17 protein-coding genes and 1 pseudogene are annotated in these 19,363 nt (G+C 43.0%); 5 read left to right on the forward strand and 13 right to left on the reverse strand.

The annotated features are described in order from the left end of the window. The first annotated feature begins 90 nt into the window (after nt 1-90). Complete coding sequence (dinB, locus tag E7X56_RS01600; RefSeq protein ID WP_135604180.1) at nt 91-1,185, forward strand: DNA polymerase IV; 1,095 nt, start codon at nt 91-93, stop codon at nt 1,183-1,185. A 61-nt stretch (nt 1,186-1,246) separates the two neighbouring features. Continuing rightward, nucleotides 1,247-1,441, forward strand: a complete 195-nt coding sequence (locus E7X56_RS01605) for a hypothetical protein (RefSeq protein ID WP_135604182.1) — start codon at nt 1,247-1,249, stop codon at nt 1,439-1,441. Nucleotides 1,442-1,460: 19 nt separating this feature from the next. Here the strand turns inward: E7X56_RS01605 and E7X56_RS01610 are convergent, their stop codons facing one another. From E7X56_RS01610 to E7X56_RS01655, 10 genes are all read right to left on the reverse strand, one after another. Further along, on the reverse strand, nt 1,461-2,186 hold the full coding sequence (locus tag E7X56_RS01610) for a M48 family metallopeptidase (RefSeq protein ID WP_135604184.1): 726 nt from the start codon (nt 2,184-2,186) through the stop codon (nt 1,461-1,463). Beyond that, complete coding sequence (locus tag E7X56_RS01615; RefSeq protein WP_244603358.1) at nt 2,183-5,389, reverse strand: type I restriction endonuclease subunit R; 3,207 nt, start codon at nt 5,387-5,389, stop codon at nt 2,183-2,185. Before E7X56_RS01615 ends, E7X56_RS01610 begins: the two co-directional genes overlap by 4 nt. Further along, entirely contained in the window at nt 5,386-6,018 is a 633-nt protein-coding gene (locus E7X56_RS01620; protein ID WP_135604188.1) for an SEC-C metal-binding domain-containing protein, read from the reverse strand. Before E7X56_RS01620 ends, E7X56_RS01615 begins: the two co-directional genes overlap by 4 nt. After that, complete coding sequence (locus E7X56_RS01625) at nt 6,003-6,986, reverse strand: cyclic GMP-AMP synthase DncV-like nucleotidyltransferase (RefSeq protein ID WP_135604190.1); 984 nt, start codon at nt 6,984-6,986, stop codon at nt 6,003-6,005. The genes E7X56_RS01620 and E7X56_RS01625 overlap by 16 nt, the downstream gene beginning before the upstream one ends. Next, entirely contained in the window at nt 6,986-7,585 is a 600-nt protein-coding gene (locus tag E7X56_RS01630) for a hypothetical protein (RefSeq protein ID WP_135604192.1), read from the reverse strand. Before E7X56_RS01630 ends, E7X56_RS01625 begins: the two co-directional genes overlap by 1 nt. A gap of 51 nt (nt 7,586-7,636) precedes the next feature. Continuing rightward, nucleotides 7,637-8,866 (reverse strand): restriction endonuclease subunit S, encoded by a 1,230-nt coding sequence (locus E7X56_RS01635; protein WP_135604194.1) that lies wholly within the window; start codon nt 8,864-8,866, stop codon nt 7,637-7,639. Continuing rightward, a complete protein-coding gene (locus tag E7X56_RS01640; protein ID WP_135604196.1) occupies nt 8,863-9,051 on the reverse strand; it encodes a hypothetical protein in 189 nt (62 codons plus the stop codon). Before E7X56_RS01640 ends, E7X56_RS01635 begins: the two co-directional genes overlap by 4 nt. Nucleotides 9,052-9,333: 282 nt before the next feature. Further along, a complete protein-coding gene (locus tag E7X56_RS01645) occupies nt 9,334-10,374 on the reverse strand; it encodes a virulence RhuM family protein (RefSeq protein ID WP_135604198.1) in 1,041 nt (346 codons plus the stop codon). Beyond that, on the reverse strand, nt 10,371-11,936 hold the full coding sequence (locus tag E7X56_RS01650; RefSeq protein ID WP_210409220.1) for a type I restriction-modification system subunit M: 1,566 nt from the start codon (nt 11,934-11,936) through the stop codon (nt 10,371-10,373). The genes E7X56_RS01645 and E7X56_RS01650 overlap by 4 nt, the downstream gene beginning before the upstream one ends. Next, on the reverse strand, nt 11,923-12,522 hold the full coding sequence (locus E7X56_RS01655) for a restriction endonuclease subunit S (RefSeq protein ID WP_244603359.1): 600 nt from the start codon (nt 12,520-12,522) through the stop codon (nt 11,923-11,925). The genes E7X56_RS01650 and E7X56_RS01655 overlap by 14 nt, the downstream gene beginning before the upstream one ends. 460 nt (nt 12,523-12,982) lie before the next feature. On the opposite strand from E7X56_RS01655, the gene E7X56_RS11920 reads away from it, so the two are divergent. Continuing rightward, nucleotides 12,983-13,282 (forward strand): AAA family ATPase, encoded by a 300-nt coding sequence (locus E7X56_RS11920; protein WP_210409221.1) that lies wholly within the window; start codon nt 12,983-12,985, stop codon nt 13,280-13,282. Continuing rightward, entirely contained in the window at nt 13,249-13,704 is a 456-nt protein-coding gene (locus tag E7X56_RS11925) for an AAA family ATPase (RefSeq protein WP_210409222.1), read from the forward strand. Before E7X56_RS11920 ends, E7X56_RS11925 begins: the two co-directional genes overlap by 34 nt. A 26-nt stretch (nt 13,705-13,730) precedes the next feature. On the opposite strand, the gene E7X56_RS12255 is transcribed toward E7X56_RS11925, so the two are convergent. Further along, the gene (locus E7X56_RS12255) at nt 13,731-15,260 is read right to left on the reverse strand and encodes a hydantoinase B/oxoprolinase family protein (protein WP_371413336.1); all 1,530 of its coding nucleotides are present in this window, start codon (nt 15,258-15,260) and stop codon (nt 13,731-13,733) included. A gap of 10 nt (nt 15,261-15,270) precedes the next feature. Continuing rightward, nucleotides 15,271-17,355 (reverse strand): annotated as a pseudogene (locus E7X56_RS12260) (hydantoinase/oxoprolinase family protein); the annotation flags it as partial. Between the two features lie 55 nt (nt 17,356-17,410). On the opposite strand from E7X56_RS12260, the gene E7X56_RS01670 reads away from it, so the two are divergent. Beyond that, a complete protein-coding gene (locus E7X56_RS01670) occupies nt 17,411-17,929 on the forward strand; it encodes a phosphatase PAP2 family protein (protein ID WP_167879420.1) in 519 nt (172 codons plus the stop codon). Here the strand turns inward: E7X56_RS01670 and purF are convergent. Then, a complete protein-coding gene (purF, locus tag E7X56_RS01675; protein WP_135604202.1) occupies nt 17,926-19,350 on the reverse strand; it encodes an amidophosphoribosyltransferase in 1,425 nt (474 codons plus the stop codon). The genes E7X56_RS01670 and purF overlap by 4 nt on opposite strands. Nucleotides 19,351-19,363: the final 13 nt, after the last annotated feature.

A 19,363-nucleotide genomic window follows, 5' to 3' on the forward strand; every position in this document is an offset into this window, starting at 1 on the left:
TAGATTGTGAGGTGAACCATTTTAATAATCTCACTTTCACTCCACTTGCCAAATCCTTAAAATCAACTTCATACATACTAACTCTTCACAATGTCCCGAATTATCCTCCATGTTGATATGGACTACTTCTATGCCGCCATCGAAGAGCGCGAGGACCCTTCCATCAAGGACAAAGCCGTTGTTGTCTGCATGTATTCCAACAGGGGAGAAGAAGGCGGAGCTGTCAGCACCTGCAACTATATTGCAAGGGAATCTGGTATTCATTCTGCCATGCCATGCAGGCTTGCAAAGTCCATAAAGCCGGATGCTGTCTATCTGCCGGTCCGAAAAGAGTTCTATACTGAGGTGTCGGATCGTATAATGGAGATACTGAGGTCATATGCAGACGGTGATGGTGAACTTTTTGAAAAGATAAGCATCGATGAGGCTTTTATTGAGATCACGCAAAGATCCGGCGGTGACTTCGATGTAGCAGAGCAGATCGCAAAGAAGATCAAAGAGGATGTAAAAAAGCTGGAGAGTATTACCTGCTCGGTAGGTATCGGACCGAACAAGATCATTGCCAAGATGGCATCCTCCCGGCAGAAACCGGATGGTATAACTCTCATTCGGCCTGAAGATGTTGAGGGTTTCCTGATGGATATGCCTGTATCAAAGCTCTGGGGTATAGGAAATGTCACAGAAGATAAACTGGCTGAAATGGGCATTGAGACCGTGAAGGACCTTGCAGGATGGGATGTGCAGGAGCTGATCGGAGCTTTCGGAAAGACCCGGGGGACCTGGCTCAAAATGGCTGCATCTGGTGTTGATGAAAGTCCGGTGAAAGAGAAGACTGCTTCTGACCAGATAGGCAGGATGGCCTCGCTGACACATGATACTCGCAAGAGCGATCTTGTGTTATCCCTTCTTGATGAGCTTGTGGACGATGTGTTCGGAAAAGTTCAGACACGAAGTGTATCTTTCAGGTCTGTTACAGTAACTGTTATTTATTCGAACTTCAAGACCGTAACCAAAAGCCACACGTTAAATCATCCTGTTGCAGACAAGGCAATGCTTCGGGAGGTATCCTATCAGATAATGGGTGAGTTGCTGGATAACAGTAGGCTTAATCTCAGGCGTATCGGTGTGCGGGTTGGGAATCTTCAGGAAAACAAGGGTCAGAAAACACTGGCGGAATTCTTCTGAGAGGGTATTTTTCTGTTATTTTATGAGGCACTTAACTTTTAATTTGAAGAATATTAACCTTATGGTTGATATTTCAGCCCCACATAGCAAAATTTCATACGGAGTAGAATTAAGAAGAAGATTTTATGAGGTTATAGAAAAAATGCATGTTTCAAGGCTTATTGATGCTGACTTTTCAGGCAAAGGCATGCGTGGAAGGACTCGGTATGTAGCACCTGTCCATGATCCAGAAGATATACTCAAATGTCTTGAGTAATTTCATAGGGATTTTGGTTTTAAGCCATGCTGAGTTCGAGTTTATGTTTTATCTTTTCCCAATCTGGCATAAATGAATCAAGCATTTTGTAGTACTCAGAACTATGGTCCTGATACTTTAAATGGCAGAGTTCATGAATTATCACATAATCAATGCATTCTTTTGGGGCTTTGATCATTTCTGTATTTAGCATCATGGTGCCTTTTTCTGACAGGCTTCCCCATCTTTTTTGCATCCGTTTTACAGAAATGGATGGTTTATTAAAGCCCATAGAATTAAACTTTGGCCAGCATCTCTCAAAACTTTTATTAAATTGAATTTTTGCCTTATCCATATACCATTTTTTCATGAGTTTTTTTACTAATTCTGGTTTTGGTTCATCGCTACAGCTGACTTGGAAAATCCCTCTGGACAGTTTTACGCTATTTTCTTGTCCCTGTGTGACTTTTAAACGATATTGTTTTCCAAGGTACAGGTGTGTCTCTCCGCTAATGTAAATTCTCTCTGGTGTTTTTGGAGTGAATTGCTGGAAATAATCAAGCTGTTTTAGGATCCACCTTGCTCTTTTATGTATCTTTTTTTCAATTAGTGATATTTCAGAATCATTAGGTGCTTTGACAATTGTTGTATTGTTGGGATGAACTGCGATTTCCAGTGTTTTTCTTTTGGAGTAAAAGAGCTGGTATTCAATGGTTTTTTTACCGTAGGTAAATGACCGTTTTTCACAATTTGTTGCCACGGTCATTTGTAACTCCTGTGTTCTGCAACCTGCAGGACTTTATCTATAATTTCATCCATTTGTTCAGTTGACAGATCGATATCTTTTGTGTTTTTTAATTCATCGTACAGATAGTCATCAATTTCATTCACGGTTTGGTTTTGGGCATCCTCATCATCCCAGAAATTGACTTTGTTGTGTTTCTGAATGATTTCATGGATGGCTATGGCAGTATCTGCAATAATGGCATCCAGTTCATTTTCGTCCAGTTCATTCTTTTTTATAAAGGGTTTGATAACTCCGTAATAGGCTATAGCGTCTTCATTATCAGTTAGCTGATCCGGTATTTTATCATGTACTTTTCCAACAATCTTGTTTCTGATATCTGTGACTTTTATCAGATAATCCAGATCTGAGATTCTTTTTGCTCTGAAATCTTCAATGGCCTGCTGTATAAGCTTTGAGAATTTTTCATAGAAAGCAGGGTCAGTGTCCATTTTATCAATGATCACTTTCTTGGTGGCGTGTGCTATTGTATCAGCTCTGGATGCAGCGGTCTTTTTTGTATCATAGATACCATGTTCTTCCTTTACCTGATCGAACATTTCATTATCGAAGATATTGACGGGTTCGTTGAGCTGTATTACTTCATCCGCCTGTATGTGTGTATCAAGAAGCTTCTTTATTTTTGGTTCGTAATCTCTGTAATCAATTGCTTCTGCATATCGCAGTTTAACTGACTTTTTCAGAGATTGGAATTTACGAAGGTCGGCTTTGTATCTTGATAATGTGTCCTCATCCGTTTCTGATAAAAAGCGGTCTGAAGACAGGGCAATTGAGAGATTTCTGGAATATTCGGAAAGACGGGCATAAAATTCGTCTCTTAGTTCTTCATCAGCCAGCAAAAGTTCGTATTCTTCTTCATCATAGGCGTGTTTTACTGTTTTGAAGAGATCCCAGAGGTTTGAGTATCTTTCCGGTAGTTTTTCAATTTCTTTGTTTATCGAACTGAGTGTGCCTGCAATATCAGATTCGTCGAAGCCTTCAAATGCGCTGTACATTGTCAGGGCTTTGTCCAGTTCTCCGAGAATACTTGCGTAATCAATGATGAATCCGAACTCTTTGTTTTCATGAATACGATTAACTCTTGCAATGGCCTGAAGAAGTGTGTGTTCCCGTAAAACTCTGCAGAGATACAATACGGTATTTTTAGGAGCGTCAAATCCTGTTATCAGTTTGCTTACTACTATCAGTATTTCCGGATCGTTTCCATGTTTGAACTGGTTGATAATTTGTTTTGTGTATTCGTCTTCATTGCCATAACGTTTCATCATTTTTTGCCAGAATTTGACAACTTCATCGGTTGCTTCATCATCTGTTTCATCGTAACTTTCACGCATGTCCGGTGGGGAAATGACAACTTCTGATGAAACTGTGCCAATTTCATTCAGGTATTCATGATATTTCAGGGCAGCAGGTTTACTGGGAGCTACAAGCTGGGCTTTGAATCCTGTCCCCTGCCAGTTCTCACGATAGTGCTCACTGATATCAAATGCTCTCATGTAGATAACCTGATCTGCTTTGTTCAGCATTTCAGCTCGGGCATATTTGCGTTTAAGGTCTGCTTTTTGCTCGTCGGTGAGTCCTTTAGTATGACGCTCGAACCAGAGGTCAACAGCCGTCTGGTTTTGGGTCATTTCCACATGTCTTCCCTCATAGAGGAGTGGAACAACTGCACCGTCTTCTACTGCTTGTGTTATGGAATAATAAGGTTCAAGCAGTCCTCCAAATTTAGTGAAGCTGTTCTTTTCCTTTTTCATCAATGGGGTTCCCGTGAATCCAAAATAACATGCATTGGGGAACATTTGCCTCATACGTGCGGAGAATGATCCAAATTGGGTGCGGTGACTTTCATCGACCAGGACAAAGATATCCGGGGATTCATCCTTATATTTCTTAACCGCATAGGCTTTGTCGAATTTGTGGATTAGCGTTGTTATGATGCCTGACTGTTTTTCGGTAATCAACTCCAGAAGATTACGTCCGGAGGTGGCGCGATTCGCTTCAAGACCGCAAGCTGCAAATGTGTTGCCAAGCTGTTTATCCAGATCGTCCCTGTCTGTTACCAGTACTATCCGGGGATTTAATATATCGGTGTCCAAAGCTAGGTTTCTTGCCAGCATTACCATTGTCAGGGATTTGCCTGACCCCTGTGTGTGCCAGATGATTCCTCCCTTGCGGGATCCATCCTCGTTGAATTGCTTTATGCGTCTGAGGGTTGATTTAATTACAAAATACTGTTGATACCTGGCAATCTTCTTAATGCCAGCATCAAACACGGTAAACTTCCATGCCAACTCCAGCAATCTTTCAGGACGGCATAGTGAATATATCGATCTGTCCTGTTCGGTGACAAGGCGATCATTTTCCAGTATCTCGGGATCAGCACTAAGAGTAGTTGCTATTCTGGGAATGATATCTTTTTCCAGCGGCCTGTTGACCAGTTCCTGTAGTTTTTCAAACTCCGGGGTTCCGGATTCAGTCTGGTTTTCTTTCCATGTACTCCAGAACTTTGTGGCACTTCCTGTTGTTGCATACCTGGCATTGTTCTTGTTTATGGCAAGTAACAGTTGGGTATAAGTGAAGAGTTTTGGAATATGCTCATCGTTCTGGTTCCTGATGGATTGTGATACTGCCTGATCAACATCTACTTGTGGAGCTTTGCATTCAATAACGGAGAATGGAATGCCGTTGACAAACAGCACGATATCCGGTCGTACGGTCTCAGTGCTTCGAGAGCGTTGGACACTGTACTCAACGCTTACGTGGAAGCTATTTCTTTCAGGATTTCGCCAGTCTATATAATTCAGGTTAAAGCTCTTTGAGTTTCCCTCAAGGGTCTGCTCCATTGCAGTACCCAGGGTCAGGAGATCGTAGACGCTTTCATTGGTTTTCAGCAGTCCGTCGTATCTGATATTTTTCAACTTCTCGATGGCAGACTGGACGTTCTCTTCACTGAACAGGTACTCATTTCCCCTGTACTGGATCCGGTTTATTCTCTTTAGCTGGCTGCGCAGGATGTTCTCAAGGAGTACATTGGAGCTGCGTTTCTGCCTTTCCTTCAATGCTTCGGCAGGACTTAAATATTCATAACCCAGATTTATGAGAAGCTGCACCGCTGGAATCTGGGAAAGACATTTTTCGTTCGTTTCAAAGTTATTCAGGTTCAAGATTTCCCTCCTTGACCATATTTAGACAGTTCCTTTTTCAGGATAATATCGCGTCCCCTGTAACATTTTTTGTATTTTTGACCGCTTCCACAAGGACAAAGTATATTGCGAGAACTTCCTTTTGAACATTCTCTGGGGGAAAGGCACATGGCTTCTTCAATCCCTTTTCTTCCATGGGAGTAGCCTTTCCAAGGTTCTTCTCCATAAATACGGCGATAAGATTGCCAGTAAAAATAGGGGACAATTTTATCTTGAATATATCGTAGAGCTCCTTGCCACTGATATTCAGGAAAAATTCCTAGACAACAGTTCCCAGTACCATTTTTGTTTATGTGCAGGTCTTCTGGTTTGATTTTGTGCTCTTTTGCAAATGTCCTAATAAATCCAGATTCTTCAAATACCTGTGGAAAACCAAAAGTATCAGCCTGATTAAAATCGATGCGGATTTCATAATTGTCGCTGATATGGTATTCTGATGAATTCTCATAAACAATTTCCTGCATATCGTAGTCATAAGTACAGCCAATATCCAAAGTCCCCCAAATAACCCTTCGTGGCAGACTACAATTTAGTTTGGGATAATTTAGTGCTAAATCTCGTTGATCTTGTTCTATTAATTCGATAGCCATGGGGAACTGACCTTTGTTCTAATTGCTGAATAGCTGTCTGACTGCGTGGATATCTCAGAGTTCTCTTTTCCCAATGGAAAACGGTCGCCAAACGTCCTGCGCCAGTATTCAGAGGCCTCTTTTTCGCAATCGGAATCAATAGCTCCCTGGGCATTTGAAACTAGTTTTCTGAGTTCTTCAAGAGTGCTATCTTTCGAGTAGCTAGCCAAAAGTTCCTCATTTGTGGGCACTGTTGGGCGATAACAAGTAAAACTCAAATCCAATGCTTTTTTAATGGATTCGATGGTATTTTTGAACGCCAAATCATCACGAGAATTATTGGAGAAATTCCTGCAGGCCAGTATTGTCAAAATGAAGCCGGATGGTAGTTTCAGGCTGCTGTTTTTATTTTCTCGGTAATTTTTCCATGCTTTTAAATGGCGAATTACTCGGCGTAGCTGCCCATTGCTGTTAGCATTTGATATGTTATCGTCTACCCATTCCTTGAATGCTTTAGGATCGCTGTCTATATATCCCTTTGATTTGTGTGCAAGTTGTGGAATATCTCCATTCTTTTCAACCCAATATGATGGTAAATCTATATGATGCCCATCTGCATATACAACTCGAACACAAGTATTTTTATCTACAACGCTTTCAGCATGATCATCAACGGCTTTCTTGATGCGGTCGTGGTATGTGGAAGGCTCTTTTCGGTCTGATCTTGGGCATATAAAATATACGCCGTCATCCAAATCATATTCTTCTTTCACGTCTCCATCATCTGTTATCTTTTTTATTGGATTCAAATTCGTCTTAAGTGGAAAAGATCCCTGGGAATAGAAATTTGGTGTGTCCCAACCATTATCTTTGAAATAATTGCTAACTTTATCCCGGAGTGCTTTTCTGTTGGATTTAAGCTTGCTGATTTTTGAATCGTTAAGCCTGACAGCGGAGTCAAAATTTAAAAATAGGGTATGTGTATTCATTATTTATCTCCTTTAGTAATTTTTGTGACATTCATGCGACCTTTTGTTTGAGGATTGCGATTAGTGAAGTAGTATCCTTCTAATTTTATCTCCTCACCATTTTGCTGGATTTCCAAAACATTTATTCCATCGTGTGGACCAAGGGTGTCTCCATTTTGGCATGATCCTCGATTCTGGTAATAAAAATAGAGGTGTTGATCACCGGCTTCATCAGTTTTGATGAATGACTCAGTGCTGACAGACTGTGTATCATTCTCTCCATTTTTTGAAAAGATAGTTTTTACTTTAATCATTGAGCAGGTTTGTTTAATCTGCAACTTGCATGCTTTGGTACCATTTTGTCCATTGTAGTGGTAGATAATTTTACCTTCGTAGGTGCCGTTCAAATTTGGAGTTGTATTCATCCAGTTCATTACAGGGAGTTTCCAGAGGTGCTTGTCATAAAGTGCTAATATTCCTATCACAATAGCTGATGGTCCTATACCTTGTAGAAACCCATACCCCCATATACTAGAAAGAGCCCATGATGAAAACGCCCAAAGAATGCCAATGGCCGAAACTAATAATCTTGGTTTATAATTGGTAAAATTGATTTGCATTTGTAACCTCCTATTTATATCTCTTGATGCTGATTATGCTTTTAGCAATGACTACTTCTCCATATATTTGCTAATGATTTCATCCTTAACTCGCCACTCGCCTGTAAGCATCTTCTGCATCAGGCCTCGTTTCTGGGTTTTGTATTTCTCTGCCATCTGTTTGAGCAGGTCAATTTCGTGCTGTGCAGTGGAAATGGTTTCTGCGATTTGTTTTTGCTCTTCGAGTGGCGGTAGTTCAAGCTTCACCTTGCAAATATCACGGCCATAAAGATGAACAATAGTTATTCCTTGAGCATATCTTGCGATTTCATGCTTTTTAATGTGGGTTAAATAATATGCTAAAAAAAGCGGGTCATAAAATTCAGCTACCTTTGGTCGTAAAATGTTGATGTCACCTCCTAACAATACATCATCATCTAGCAGTGCTGTTGCTTTGGCCAAATCAATTCCCGTAGTCGTAGTTGATGATGGAATTAGAACATCTCCTGCTTTGGAGGGTTCTCCATCAGTAGAATTTGTATAACTTTCAATGTTCGTTATAATTTCGGGATATTTTGTGTATAGTTCTCCGTACAGCACGCATTTTTTTTGGCCTATATTAGACACTGAATTTTTTGAAAGCCCTTTCCCTTTTATAATAGTGATGATGTCTCCTAATATCACTTTTTCACATTCATAATTGTCTGTACTTATTTGTTGTTTACTAATTAATTCTTTCAGCAACCGTCTAAACCGATTCTCCTTCATCTGAATCAGCCTTTCAATTTTCTCGATGGCCTCATCCCATGTGGAGAGCAGGTCGGCAATGGCTTTTTGTTCCGGGAGTGGGGGGAGGAGAATTGGAATTTTATGAATATCTGCAATATTGATTCTACTTACAGTAGATCCTATCGAATATCTATATATTGAAAACCTGCATCTTTCCGAGTTCAAATATATTGCTAGGTACTGTGAGTTTACATAATTTTTGTCCGGTTTCAACAGCACCATTCGTTGGCCCATACAGTGTTTTTCACCGAGAGGAACCATGCATGTTTCACCAGCAGGAGCTTCCCTTGTGAAAAACACATCACCATACTGGGGGATGCCTCTCTGTGTCCATTCTCTGAATCCATCAGATGTTGTCGACTTCAGGTCTTCTTCAACAAGCATTCCATTTCGAACATTGCTAGTTCGCACAACTCTATACTCAGAGGAATCAACATATGGCGCTGTTTTGTGTTCACAGTCTACGATGCTGACGATGTCACCCAAACATTTTTCATTGACTTTGAGTTTCATCGCTGAATCTCCTTGGGATTTTCTGCTATTTTTTCCCGTACTTCTGCTTTTTTCTTTCTGGGGATGAGTTCTTCTGGTCTGAGTTCAGGTTCATTTTTCAATACTGTAGACAGTATTGACACTCTCTGTTTGGTAAATGTATAAGGCATGTAGCTACATCTTCCCTGCTCCGAACTTGAGGTCACAATCTGTGACCTCAAAACCTGATACTCTTTCGTAGTCCTCTGGAATCTGAAATTAGAGTTCTTGATTCCTGAACCGGTCGCAATTTGCGGCCAACTCAATTGTCGTGCCAGTGGAGCGACAATCTGAAAATCAGGGGACAATTTGGCAAACTGCATCATACGCCTCTTTGATTTATAGTTTCAAAATAATTCGTTAACGTGTTAATTTGATTCAGATTCATGATTCCAATTCCGGTTTTCTTGATTTTGATTAAGACCATTTCATTAAATCATCCGTACCTGTTATTCTCCAGACTTTGGATTCTTTGGCAGATCCTTGATCATTCTGTCAAAATCAGATTCAAACAACCGATCCTGTTCAATGCGGTATTTTTGAAATTCGCTCTCAGCATATTCTTTAGCTGCACTGGCTTTAATTTTCCCACTGTCGTGAAGGATGTCTCGATCATCAAACTCAAGGAATTTATCCAGACGCTTTGCCCAATCTTCCATAGTCATTGGTATTCTTCTTCGTGCCCTTTCCTCCGCTAGATCCAGATAGGCGTTAACGATACGTCCTAATGATTCCATTTCCTCCTTTGCAAGATAATTTTTAGCAACTGAAACATCGTTTTTCAAGATCTTACCATTCGGCGCATTTTCCCAGTTACTAAGACCCATGTTAGTTTTGGCACTGTCTGCCCGTTCCACAATAAGTTCGGCTGCTGTGTGGCCATGTATGGCAAAATGCAACTTGTTCTGTACCCTGGCAAAAAAAGCCTTAGTGGTAGGTGCATCCTTATTGTAGTCCATGCTGGTGGCGTAAATATCAGTGATCTTCTGGTAAAACCGGCGCTCACTGAGCCTGATCTCTCGAATTTCCTCAAGAAGATGCTCAAAATAATCCTCATTAAGGAACGAGCCATTTTCCATACGCTTTTTGTCCAGCACATAGCCCTTGATAGCAAAGTTATGTAAAACTCTGGTAGCCCATTGACGAAACTGTGTTGCACGTATCGAATTAACTCTATATCCTACAGAAATTATAGCATCAAGATTGTAAAAATCGACCGACCGGTTCACTTCGCGTGATCCCTCAATTTGAACTATTCGGAATTTCCGAATAGTTTCATCTTCATTAATTTCGGAATGTGTATAACAATTCTTTAAATGTTCGCTTATTGTTGTGACACTCACTTCAAACAAAGTTGCCATCATTTTCTGGGATAGCCAGATAGTCTCATCTTCATACCTTGCTTCAATACTCTGTTCGCCAGCCTGCCCGGTAAAAATGAGAAATTCCGCAGTGCTGTTACGGATTAACTTTTTGCCACTCTCACTCATCGCTGAATCTCCTTCAACTTCTCAGCCATCTTTATCCGAACCTCTGCCAGCTCCTTTTCCAGATTGTCAATTTCCAGCTGGACAGAATCTATATCTATTTCCTCCTCTTCCTCGAATGTATCCACATATCGGGGGATATTCAGGTTGAAATCGTTCTCCTTTATTTCCTCAAAATCCGCCACATGGGCGTATTTATCCACGTCCTCCCTGGAATCATACACTTCTATGATCCTTGCCAGATGCTCGTCCGAAAGTGTGTTCTGGTTCTTCCCGGACACAAATTCTCTGCTGGCATCAATGAAGAGAACATCTTCGTAGTCCTCTCTGGCTCCACCATTTTCCCGTGAGCGGTCAAAGACAAGGATGGCTACGGGAATATTGGTGGTGGGGAACAGGTTTCCTGGAAGTCCGATAACTGCATCAAGCAGATTCTCCTCGATAATCTTCCGGCGGATCAGACCTTCTTTAGCTCCTCTGAAAAGGACTCCATGAGGTACAACCACGGCAACACGTCCTTCTTTTTCCAGTGCGATCTCAACCATATGGCTGATGAAAGCCCAGTCTCCCTTGCTTTTTGGAGGAACGCCACGCCAGAAACGATTGTATTGATCACTTTCCGCATTCTCTGCACCCCATTTGTCCAGTGAGAAGGGTGGATTTGCGACAACACAGTTGAACTTCATCAAACGGTCGTCCTCGACCAGAAGCGGGCTGTTCAGTGTATCACACCACTCAATCCGAGCACTGTCAAAACTGTGCAGGAACATATTCATCCGGCACAATGCCCATGTACTTCCATTCGATTCCTGTCCGAAAAGAGCAAAATCACGATCTGATATCTGTCTGGCAGCTTGGACCAGAAGGCCGCCTGATCCACATGCAGGGTCACATATGCGGTCTCCTGATTTTGGTCTGGCAAGCCTGGCAACCAGTTCCGTAACCTTCGACGGGGTAAAGAATTCCCCTGCCTTTTTACCGGAATCCGAAGCAAACCGCTCTATCAGGTATATGTAGGTGTTTCCGATCACATCCTCGGAAACAAGGCTTGGCTTCATGTTCAACTGTGGTTTGTGGAAGTCTTCCAGAAGTTGCTTCAGGCGTCTGTTCCTATCCTTTGTTTTTCCAAGGTTTGCTTCACTGTTAAAGTCAATGTTACGGAAAACCCCATCGAGCTTGCTCTTGTTCGACTCTTCAATATGATCGAGCACAATATTGATCAATTCACCAATGTTTGCGACAGCCCTGCGTTCATAAAGGCTGTAATATGTAGCAGGGAATTCATCCAGTAAGGTTTCTTCTCCTGTTTTCTCATCGGTTTCGACTAATCTGACAACCGGAAGAACAAACCTTTCACGTTCCAGCTTGCGTCTGATTCGTGCATCATCATCACCGTACTGTTCCTTGTATGACTCATAATGGTCCTGCCACACATCGGATATGTATTTCAGGAACAACATAACAAGGATGTAATCCTTGTATTGTGCCGGGTCAACAACTCCTCTGAATGTGTCACATGCAGCCCACGCTGCATTATTGACATCTTTTTGTTCAATTTTTTTCATAATTCTCTCCCTCTTTTGCAAGCTGTATTAGTAATGTTGAAATGTACTTATTTCGCAGTTCAGCTAGTGTATTCAATATTGTCCGTTCCCTGGCGGACAATGCTGTCAGCTCAACGATACTTTTTTGGATACTCAAAGAAGGTATGTGGACAGGCATCTGTTCCAATTGTTTACTTCTTATCATGTTTACTGACGTTCCTGCCTGCATGGAAGTCAGATAACGCTGAGCATCAGTTTGGCTAATGTACCAGTTCAAATATTCTGGCAAAACAGTTTCAGGATTTGTTATTCTAATCCTTATCAAAGGTGAAGCAACAATAGCATCATCTGGATTTTCAAGTATTACTGCAGAAGTGTTAATTTGGCCTCTTGACCTGAATAACAAATCTCTTTTTCGGGCAAAATGTTGCTCTTTTGGAGTCTGCATATCTATCTTCATTAATCCATTGCAATCTACCGTGTTATCATCGAGCAGGTCTTTCATCTGGATAACTTTTATATTTCCATTTTCAGATGCTTCAAGCTTTGATCTGAATGAATATCCCATTTGTATTGTTGCTATATCTTTGATTTCTATGCAAGTCACATATTACAGTAATGATGTTACTGTATTTATACTTTCTGTCTTAATTTACAGTAACGGTGTTACTGTAAATGATATGTTGTGCTAAAAAAGATATAATTACATTATCTGTAAAATCCATTTTCTATAAAATCATTGTGCAGCAAGGTGGCTCTTGATTGAAAAATCCAGGAATCTGTACAAAAATCATGCGATCAATCATCAATTTTCCATTTCTAATGTCCTTGTTTGCTTGTTCAATCATTTGACTAGGGTTTAATTCTGTATAATTACAATAATGCATCAAAGCAGACAAATATCTCTGCCATGTACTAGGTGCTGGATTGATTAAGTCAAAGAGTTTTTTTACAATGGAGTCTTCTTTAAGTTCAGATAATTTCACTTTTATTCCTTACCTGCAGATTTTAAAAAACCTACAATAAGGTTAATGTTCTTTGAAAAAATGGTTACAGGATAATCAATTATGTTCTTAAGGACTATTTCACTAAGAAACTCTGAAGAAGTTGACAAAAGCAGCTATCCTTTCACAATTCCTGTTATCAGGAACTTTCGGGAGCTTGAACTAACAAGCAATGTAACCTTCTTTGTTGGCGAGAACGGTTCGGGCAAATCCACTATGCTGGAAGCCATAGCCCATCAGGCAGGCTTCAATACTGCCGGAGGAAGTCGCAATAACCTGTATGAGGTCCACAGGTCTGCTTCTGTTTTTGGTGAACATCTCCGTTTCTCATGGATGCCAAAGGTCACAGAAGGTTTTTCCTGAGGTCTGAAACGTTCTATGATTTTGCATCCCATATCGATGAACTCCAAAAAATTGACGGCAGGGCCTATGATGCCTATGGTGGAAGATCCCTTCATGAGCAGTCCCACGGAGAGTCGTTCCTTTCCCTTTTCAACAATCGGTTCAGGAATGGATTGTATTTTCTGGACGAACCCGAAGCCGCACTCTCACCGTTGAGACAGCTGTCTCTGCTGAAGATAATCCACGACATGGAATCAAGTGGCAGGGCACAGTTCATCATTGCCACACATTCTCCCATACTCATGGGGTATCCGAACTCCCGGATACTCGACTTTGATGGTGATCGCATAGCTGAGGTTGGGTATGAGGATACGGACCATTACAACATCACAAAGGACTTCCTGGATGCAAGGGAGCGGTATTTCAAAGAACTTTTCCGTTGACCGTAACTTCGCCGCCTGTTTATTGTTCACTGGTCATTATATTCTGGCTGCCCGAAACCGCCGCCACCTGGTGTCTCTACAACAAAGACATCGCCTTCATTCATGTCGACTTCAGCGGTACCTTCTATGTGTTCCACCTCTCCGTTTTTCCTCATGACCCTGTTCCTGCCACATTTCCCACCCTCGCCACCGTTCATTCCGAAAGGAGGGTACTTTCTGTGTGAGGAAAGGATGGCTGCTTTCATTTTTTCAAGGAAGCGTACCTTGCGGACCACGCCGTTGCCCCCATTGTATCGACCCTTTCCTCCGCTTCCTTCCCTTATTGAGAACTCCTCAAGCAATACGGGAAAACGCAGTTCAAGTACCTCCGGGTCGGTTATCCGGGAGTTGGTCATATGTGTCTGCACAGCATCGGTCCCGTTAAAGCCATTTCCTGCTCCCGAACCTCCGCAGATGGTCTCATAATACTGGTATTCGTGGTTACCGAAGGTGAAATTGTTCATTGTCCCCTGTGATGCTGCCATTACTCCTAAGGCAGCATAGAGGGAATCGACGATGTACTGTGAGGTCTCGACATTTCCTGCCACCACCGCAGCAGGATATGAAGGATTCAAAAGGCACCCTTGTGGTATTATGATCTCAAGTGGTTTCATGCATCCTGCGTTCAGCGGGATGTTCTCTTTTACGAGGGTGCGGAAAACATAGACCACAGCAGCCCTGCAGATCGAGGCAGGTGCATTAAAGTTACTCTCTTGCTGTGGTGAGGTGTCGGTAAGATCGATGCATGCAGAGCGTTTCTCATGATCGATGGTAATATTTACACATATCTGGCTGCCGTCATCAAGTGTGTAAGTAAAACTACCGTCATGCAATACTTCGATAACTTTTCTGACAGCTTCTTCGGCGTTGTCCTGTACATGCTGCATGTATGAACTGACAGTTTCAAGTAAATATTTCTCCACCATCTTCTCAAGCTGTTGTAGCCCTTTCTCATTGGCAGCCACTTGGGCTTTGAGGTCTGCAATATTCTGTTGAGGATTGCGTGATGGGTGGTCGTTCGATATCAGTAGTTTCAGGGTCTCTGCTTCCTTGAATGCTCCCTTGTCCATCAGTTTGAAATTCTCTATCAGGATCCCCTCTTCGTATATCTTCATACTCTTTGGGGGCATGGACCCAGGTGTCAACCCTCCTATATCCGCATGATGACCACGGGATGCCACATAGAAATTCACCTCTTCGGTCCCGCAAAACACAGGTGATATCACAGTGATATCCGGAAGATGGGTGCCTCCGGCATATGGGGAATTGAGCATGTAGGCATCCCCTGCTTTCATGTTTCCTTTGGTGGATCGGATGATGGCCTTGACCGCTTCTTCCATGGACCCGAGGTGAACCGGGATGTGGGGTGCGTTTGCGATCAGGTTCCCGTCATTGTCGAAGATAGCACAGGAAAAGTCCAGGCGTTCCTTGATATTGACCGAATGTGCAGTGTTCTGCAAACGGTATCCCATTTGCTCGGCAATGGACATGAAACGATTATTGAATACTTCAAGCATCACCGGGTCAACATTCGTACCGATGGCAACATGTTCTGCCGGCGGTTCTGTGCGTGTTAGTACAATGTGGTCCTGCGGTGTGATCTCTGCTTCCCATAAAGGTTCCACAACAATTGTGGTCGTATCTGCAATGACAAGTGCAGGCCCTTTCACAACATGTCCGGGTTTCAGGCATTTTCTGATGAAGACTGGTGTGCAGTGATATTTTCCACAGGTGTACATCTCAACAGTTGTCTCATGGGAGCATTCACCTTCTGCTACATCGTTTCCGATGATATCTTCCGGAATTTCATTTAGTCCTATGATCTCCAGTGAAATATTGGAAACTACAAGGTTCCTGTCTTCCATCACAAAACCAAACTGTTTCCTGTGAGCTTCACAAAAGCTTTCCACAATGGTCCCGATCTTCCCGAAACCGACCTCAAGGGATGTGTCGGTGCCGCTATATCTCACATGGACCTTGTGTTCGAGTACAATATCCTCTTCCGGAACTCCCTGCCCTCTCATAGCAGCAGAGCCATCGCTCTCCAGTTTTTCGAACAAATCTCGAATCTCATGGATCACTTTGTCAGTAAGCTCTTCCTCCACATACCTCTCAAGGATCATCCTCTGGTCTGCCAGCCCCATTCCATACGCTGATAATACTCCGGCATACGGGTGTATGAATACACGCGAAATTCCAAGAGAATCTGCAACGAGACATGCATGCTGGGCACCTGCACCTCCGAAACAGCACAATGTATAATTTCAGATCGTAGCCTCTTTGCGTTGAGATCCTCTTGATCGCATTTGCCATGTTCTCCACGGCAACGGTAAGGGACCCTTCGGCAACCTGTTCAGGCGTGGTGTTCTCTCCTGTGTCTGTGGATATTTTCTCTGCAAGCCCGGAAAAATGAGAGCGTACCACATCAGCATCCATTGGCAATGTCCCGGATTCCCCGAAAACATTAGGGAAGAACTTTGGAATGATCCTGGACAGCATCACATTGCAATCTGTAACTGTCAGCGGACCTCCACGTCTGTAACAGGAAGGTCCGGGATCAGAGCCTGCAGAATCAGGACCTACCTGATATCTTCCTTCCTCAAAATGTAATATAGAGCCTCCTCCGGCTGCAACGGTATGGATGTTCATCATTGGTGAATAGAGGTGTATCCCTGCGACCTCGTTCTCAAAGGAGCGTTCATATTCCCCTTTGTAATGTGCAACATCGGTGGATGTTCCTCCCATGTCGAAACTGATTATTTTCTCAAATCCTGCTATTCCTGATACCCTGGCAGCTCCTACGATCCCTCCTGCAGGCCCCGAAAGAATGCTGTCCTTCCCCCTGAAAGACATTGCATCGGTCAATCCGCCATTGGATTGCATGAATAGTAACTTTGTATCATTGCTATCTGCATTAAGAACAGCAAGTATCCTGTTCACATATCGCTGCAGGACAGGTGAAAGATAAGTATCGACCATGGTGGTCTCCCCGCGACCCACGATCTTGATCAGTGGGCTGACATTGTGCGAAAGTGAGATGTTCTGAAAACCAATGTCCTTTGCTATTCTTTCAATGACCAGTTCATGTTCCGGATATCGGTATGAGTGCATAAGCACAACTGCAAGCGAACGTATGCCTTTAGCATAGACAGCTTCGAGGTCCCTTCTGATCTTTTCTTCATCAGGTGTTACAAGCTCTTCACCTCTGGCACTGTGTCTTTGTTCCACTTCGACCACCTGCTCATAGAGAACTTCGGGCAGTTCAATTTCAAGCGCGAAGATATCCGGCCTGTTCTGGTAACCGATCCGCAGTGCATCCTTGAACCCTTTGGTTATCACAAGTGCAGATCTCTCACCTTTCCTTTCCAGAAGCGCATTTGTGCCCACGGTGGTTCCCATCTTAATGCACTCGATCTTCTCTGTGGGAAGTTCATCATCTTTTGAAAGCCCGAGTATCCGGCGTATGCCCTGTATGGCTGCATCCTCATAGTGTTCAGGATCTTCTGAGAGCAGTTTGTGTGTAATGATGCTTCCATCAGGTCTCTTTGCGACAACATCAGTGAACGTGCCACCTCTGTCGATCCAGAAATGCCATTTTTTACCTTTGGACATGTTGGGGAACCTCTATTGCAAAAATGTTTATCCTATACAGTTCCTACAATTATTTATGTCGTTCTCATCCATGGAGGTTCAGATAGTTCATATGCTGAACTCATATCCGGCACTGGATCCTCTTATGGTGTTCCTTTCTGTTGTAGGCGAAGGCCTTTTGTGGGTATTAATAGGATTTTATCTTTACCTCTCCGGCTCAAAGAGAACTGCAGTGTATTTTGGCCTGATGCTATTATCTGTGTGGGTAGCAGCCACTGTCCTGAAATCCTGGTTAATGGTTCCAAGGCCTGAGGACGTACGTTTTGTTGTGGAAGCATCAGGATATTCAATGCCGAGTATTCACTCAGGCGTGGCATTTGCAGCAGCAATGTTCCTGCACCCGATAGCAGGAAAATACAGCTATCTTTTGTGGACTGGTGCTCTAATGATGGCTGTTAGCCGTGTGTTTGCAGGGGTTCATTATCCATCAGACGTGATAGCTGGTGCTGTTCTTGGTATCTTTATGGGCTATCTCTGTATAAGGATAGAAGCAGGTATAAGTGTATATGTACAAAAAAGAGAGGATTCGGATTAATCCTCGTCCTTGAACTCATCAAGTTTGAGTTGCTTGCGGTGACACTTTTCACCAGGTATCTCTACAGGGTAAAGTTCAGTAAGGCATCCAAGACAGAGCTCATTCCTGTCAATGCCGATCGACCTGACAAGACCGTCGATGCTAAGGTATCCAAGTGAATCTGCAACTATCGCATCTTTGACCATGTCCACGGATTTTTTGGCAGCTATAAGCTCGTCCCTTGTGGCCATATCAATTCCAAGATAACACGGGGCGATAATTGCGGGACTTCCGATCCTTGCGTGTATCTCTTTGGCACCTGCTTTGCGTACCATTTCAATGATGCGGCGTGAGGTGGTTCCACGCACGATGCTGTCATCGACGAGAATGACCCTCCTGTCCTTGAGGTTCTCGGAAATAGTGTTCATCTTAAGACGTACCGCTGTTTCTCGCATTGCCTGTCCGGGCAGGATAAATGTGCGTCCGATATAACGGTTCTTCATCAGGCCTTCCCGATAATCGATCCCGGACTCTTCGGAATACCCGATAGCGGATGTGATTCCTGAGTCCGGTACCGGGGATACCATGTCGGCTTCTACCGGATGCTCGCGTGCAAGTTCCCTCCCGATCTTTTCACGAACCTTGTAAACAAGCTGTCCGTCAATAATGGAATCAGGCCTTGCAAAATAAATGTACTCAAAAACACAATGTGCAGCGTTCTTCTCGTTGAACATCTGGTGGCTTTCAAAGCCATTCTTTGTGATCTCTACAACTTCACCGGGTCTTACATCCCTTGTAAGTTCGCCGTTGAGTGTGTCAATAGCCACACTCTCTGATGCGACCACATATCCGCCGCTGATCTCACCTATGCATAATGGTTTGAATCCCAGGGGATCGCGGGCAGCAAATAGTCGGTCATCGATCATCAAGGCAAGGGAGTATGATCCCTTAAGTCTTGACATCACAGCTTTGATGGATCCTAAATAATCACGCTTTAGCATCTCCTTGACAAGAAGATGTGCTATGACCTCTGTATCAGAATTAGTAATAAAAATGCGCCCTTCGGATTCCAGTTCATCCCGAAGTTCCCGCCCATTCACAAGATTACCGTTGTGTGCAATTGCAACGGTGCCACTCTTGTAATTGACCATTAGTGGCTGACAGTTCTCGATATTTGAATCGCCGGTAGTGGAGTATCGGACATGTCCGAGGCCAAGGTTACCTTTGAGTTTCAGAATATCCTCTTTGGAATAAACTTCCGGAACAAGCCCCATACCTTTGATGGACTTGACGGTCTCTCCACATTTGACCGTAATTCCGGTAGATTCCTGTCCCCTATGCTGCAAAGCATAGAGGGCATAGTATATCTGAAGTGAAGCGGGTTTCGCCTGTGCATCTGCATCATGCATCAACACACCAACAACGCCGCATTCTTCTTTCATTTATACTCCGAGT

This window comes from Methanococcoides sp. NM1 (assembly GCF_900774285.1).
Classification (GTDB): Archaea; Halobacteriota; Methanosarcinia; order Methanosarcinales; family Methanosarcinaceae; genus Methanococcoides; species Methanococcoides vulcani.